Genomic DNA, 3,234 nt, shown 5'->3' on the forward strand with positions numbered 1-3,234 from the left:
GTAGATGCGCCCGCGCCGCCGCGCGCGCGCATCTACCGCTTTGCCAGCTACAGGCTGGAACCGGAGACCCGCAAGGTGACGGATGCGCGAGGCGTGGCCGTCGACCTCACCGGCGCCGAGTTCGATCTTTTGCAGGTGTTTCTCGACCGTCCCGGCCGGCTTTTGTCGCGCGACCAGCTTCTCGACCTGACGCAGGGCCGCGAACGCGATCCGCTCGAACGCTCGGTCGATGTGCTGGTGAGCCGGCTGCGCCGGAAATTTTCCGACACCGGCGACGGGCCGCTGTTCAAGACCGTGCGCAATGGCGGCTACCAGCTCACGGCGCGTGTCGAGACCGTGGAGAGCCACGCGTGAATTCGCTGCGCCGCCGTCTCATCCTGCTGTTGGTCGCCTCGATCGTCGGCGTCGTCGGCCTGGCGACGGCCGCCGTCATCAGCGTGCGCGGTGGCGGACCGCCGCCGGAACTGACCGTGCCCTGGATTGCCCAACAGATGGAAATGGTGGTGCGGCTCTTGCCGGGGCCGATCCCCGACGTCCTGCGGGTTCAATTCGCCGACCATCCAGCGGGCGGCAAGGTGGCTCGTGCGGAAACGGCGATGCTCAACGACATCCTGCACCGGCGTGGCCTCGACTTTCCCGCGGTCGTCAACGAGAAGCCGGACGAACCCGGCCAGATCGCATCGATGCACCTGCCCGACAGCCGATGGGCGATCATTGAGGTGCCGCACCTCAAGCCGCCGCGGCGAGAATGGCTGGTTCTGGCCGGCTGGATCTCGCTGATCGTCGCCGGCGCCACGGCGGTATCGGTCTATTTCACCTCGGTGCTGATCCGACCGCTCGAAATGCTGGAGGCCGCCGTCTCCAAGATCGGATCGGACGGCGTGCTGGCGGCGGTGCCGGAAGTGGGTTCGGCCGAGGTCAAGGCCACCGCGCATGCGCTGAACCAGCTCTCGTCGCGGCTGCGGACCGCCATGGAAAGCCGCATGCGGCTGGTCGCGGCCGCCGGCCATGATCTGCGCACGCCGATGACGCGCATGCGGCTGCGCGCCGAATTCCTGGACGACGAACGCGACAAATGGCTTCACGACCTCGACGAACTCGATCGCATCGCCGACAGCGCCATCCGCCTGGTGCGCGAAGAGGTCAACCAGGACGCCGTCGAAGCGGTGGACCTGGCAAAGACGGTGCGCGATATCGAAGCCGAGATGGTGTCGCTCGGCCATGCCGTCTCGATCGGGCACCTGGAAAAGGTTTGCGTGCGCGCCGGCGCGCTCGGCCTGCGCCGCGCCTTGCGCAACCTGATCGTCAACGCCGCCACCCATGGCAAGGCGTGCCGCATCGACCTGGCCGCGGCCGACAATCGCGCCGTGCTGACCATATCGGACCATGGGCCGGGCATCCCCCCGGAACTCCTGAACAAGGCGTTCGAGCCCTTTTTCCGCGTCGACCCCGGCCGCCTGCAATCGATCCCCGGAGCTGGTCTTGGCCTCGCCATCGCCAAGGAAATCATCGAGCGCTACGGAGGCACGGTAACACTGGAAAACCGCCGGGGCGGCGGGCTGGAGCAGACGGTGGTGTTCGACGCGGTGTGAGGGTTGGCGGTCAGCCGAGTAATGGGCGTTGCGCGTGGCAACGACGAAAAACAGAGACGATGCTGCACCGCGCAAAGCTAATGGTTCCAAATCATTTCTTCACGGAGCCAGGGCCGGATCCATATAGATAAAATATAGATTACGGAACTTCCTGTGATCTAACAAAGAACTAGGCTCTCAAGCCACGAGCTCGCAAATCAACCGAGGCGGGAACATCGGCAAAATTTAAACCACAGCGTTAAGTTCTGAGAAAAATCGCCAGAATTGACGAGAAACGCTCGGTTTTCTCAATTTTTTAGCACTTGCTCACATAAGTATTTCAGCTGGGTAGATTTTTTGTGTTGCGCCGCACAATGCCGTAGCCGAACGATCTCCTGGGGGACTCGTTTGCGACTGGATATGCGCCGTGGAGGATCCCGCCAGGTTGACCAGCTTGAGCCACCCGTCCGTCGATTTCGAGCGTAGGTTCGACGATGCCTGCGCTCTGGCGGGTCTCGTCCGCCTTGGCCTGCCGCTCGAAACGGCCGGCTGGCGGCTTGGTCGCGACCATCACGCTGGCGGATGCCGCTGATGGGAAGCGCACGCGACATCCAACTGGATGCGTTGAGAGCCATCGCCGTGACGATGGTGTTGTATTCCCATTTCTTCGCCGCTGGAGGATCTTCATTCTGGGGCCATATCGGCGTGCGGCTGTTCTTCGTGCTGAGCGGCTTCCTGATCACGCGCCTGCTCCTAGAAGCGCGTTCGGCCGCCGAATTCGAGACCGGCCCCGCGCTGCGATCCTTCTATATCAGGCGAGGCTTGCGGATATTTCCGCCCTATTTCGCCGTCCTGGGTTTCGTCTGGCTGGTCGACCTGGACCAATCCAGGGGATCGCTGGTCTGGCATGCGCTTTACCTGTCGAATTTCTGGTATGCGCTGCGCAATGACTGGAACCCTTGGGTGCTGTGCCATTTCTGGAGCCTGAGCATCGAGGAGCAGTTCTATCTTGCCTGGCCGCTGGTCGTCCTGCTGGCCCCGCGCCGCCGCTTCGAACAGATCTGCATCGGCGTCATCGCGCTGTCGCTGGCCTATCGCTTTTACTGGCCGCTCACCGCCAACACGGCGCTGGCGCGCGACCTGCTGCCGCCGGCATCCATGGATGCGCTGGCGACGGGCGCGCTGCTTGCCTGCTGGCGATCCAGGGGCGCGGCCCTGCCGCACTGGATGCGGCTCAGCTGGCCTGCCTTCGCGGCCGCATTCCTTGTCATCGAGTGGTTTGTGCCTGCGCCCGCCGATCCGATGCTCGAATGGACCCATTGGCTGGTGCGGCAAGTCCTGCCGCTGGTGCCGCTGATGGTCATCGTCGCAGCCTGTTCGCGCGGCCTTGGCGGCACTTTGGGAAAGCTTGCCGAACTGCCGCCGCTGCTGGGCCTTGGCCGCATCAGCTACGGCGTCTATCTCTATCATCCGATATTGCTGTCGCTCGCCGTCAAAGCGCAACCCTGGATTCCGCTCAACGTCTCGGAGCAAGGGCCAGGGCGTTTCCTGGTTGCGAGTGCCGCCACGATTGTCGCGGCCTCGATTTCCTGGGTGGTTTTCGAGAGGCCGCTCAACAGCCTGAAGCGCCACTTCCCCTATGTCGCGCGCACCCGCTCCGCAC

At 63.9% G+C, this 3,234-nt stretch carries 4 protein-coding genes; 3 read left to right on the forward strand and 1 reads right to left on the reverse strand.

Features of this window, described 5'->3' with window-relative positions; translation table 11 throughout:
* Both EN925_RS29300 and EN925_RS29305 read left to right on the forward strand, forming a co-directional pair.
* Nucleotides 1–354 (forward strand): winged helix-turn-helix domain-containing protein (locus tag EN925_RS29300; RefSeq protein ID WP_164894460.1); only part of this gene is annotated, 354 nt, incomplete at its 5' end.
* A complete protein-coding gene (locus tag EN925_RS29305) occupies nucleotides 351–1,592 on the forward strand; it encodes an ATP-binding protein (protein ID WP_063172611.1) in 1,242 nt (413 codons plus the stop codon). The genes EN925_RS29300 and EN925_RS29305, both read left to right, overlap by 4 nt.
* A 319-nt stretch (nucleotides 1,593–1,911) precedes the next feature.
* Here EN925_RS29305 and EN925_RS40255 read toward each other — a convergent pair whose 3' ends face one another.
* A complete protein-coding gene (locus tag EN925_RS40255; protein WP_128337116.1) occupies nucleotides 1,912–2,145 on the reverse strand; it encodes a hypothetical protein in 234 nt (77 codons plus the stop codon).
* Nucleotides 2,146–2,162: 17 nt separating this feature from the next.
* On the opposite strand from EN925_RS40255, the gene EN925_RS29315 reads away from it, so the two are divergent.
* Nucleotides 2,163–3,234: acyltransferase (locus EN925_RS29315; RefSeq protein ID WP_164894461.1), on the forward strand; the 1,072-nt coding region annotated here is incomplete at its 3' end.

The sequence above is a fragment of the Mesorhizobium sp. M7A.F.Ca.US.006.04.2.1 genome (assembly GCF_004022915.1).
GTDB lineage: Bacteria > Pseudomonadota > Alphaproteobacteria > Rhizobiales > Rhizobiaceae > Mesorhizobium > Mesorhizobium ciceri.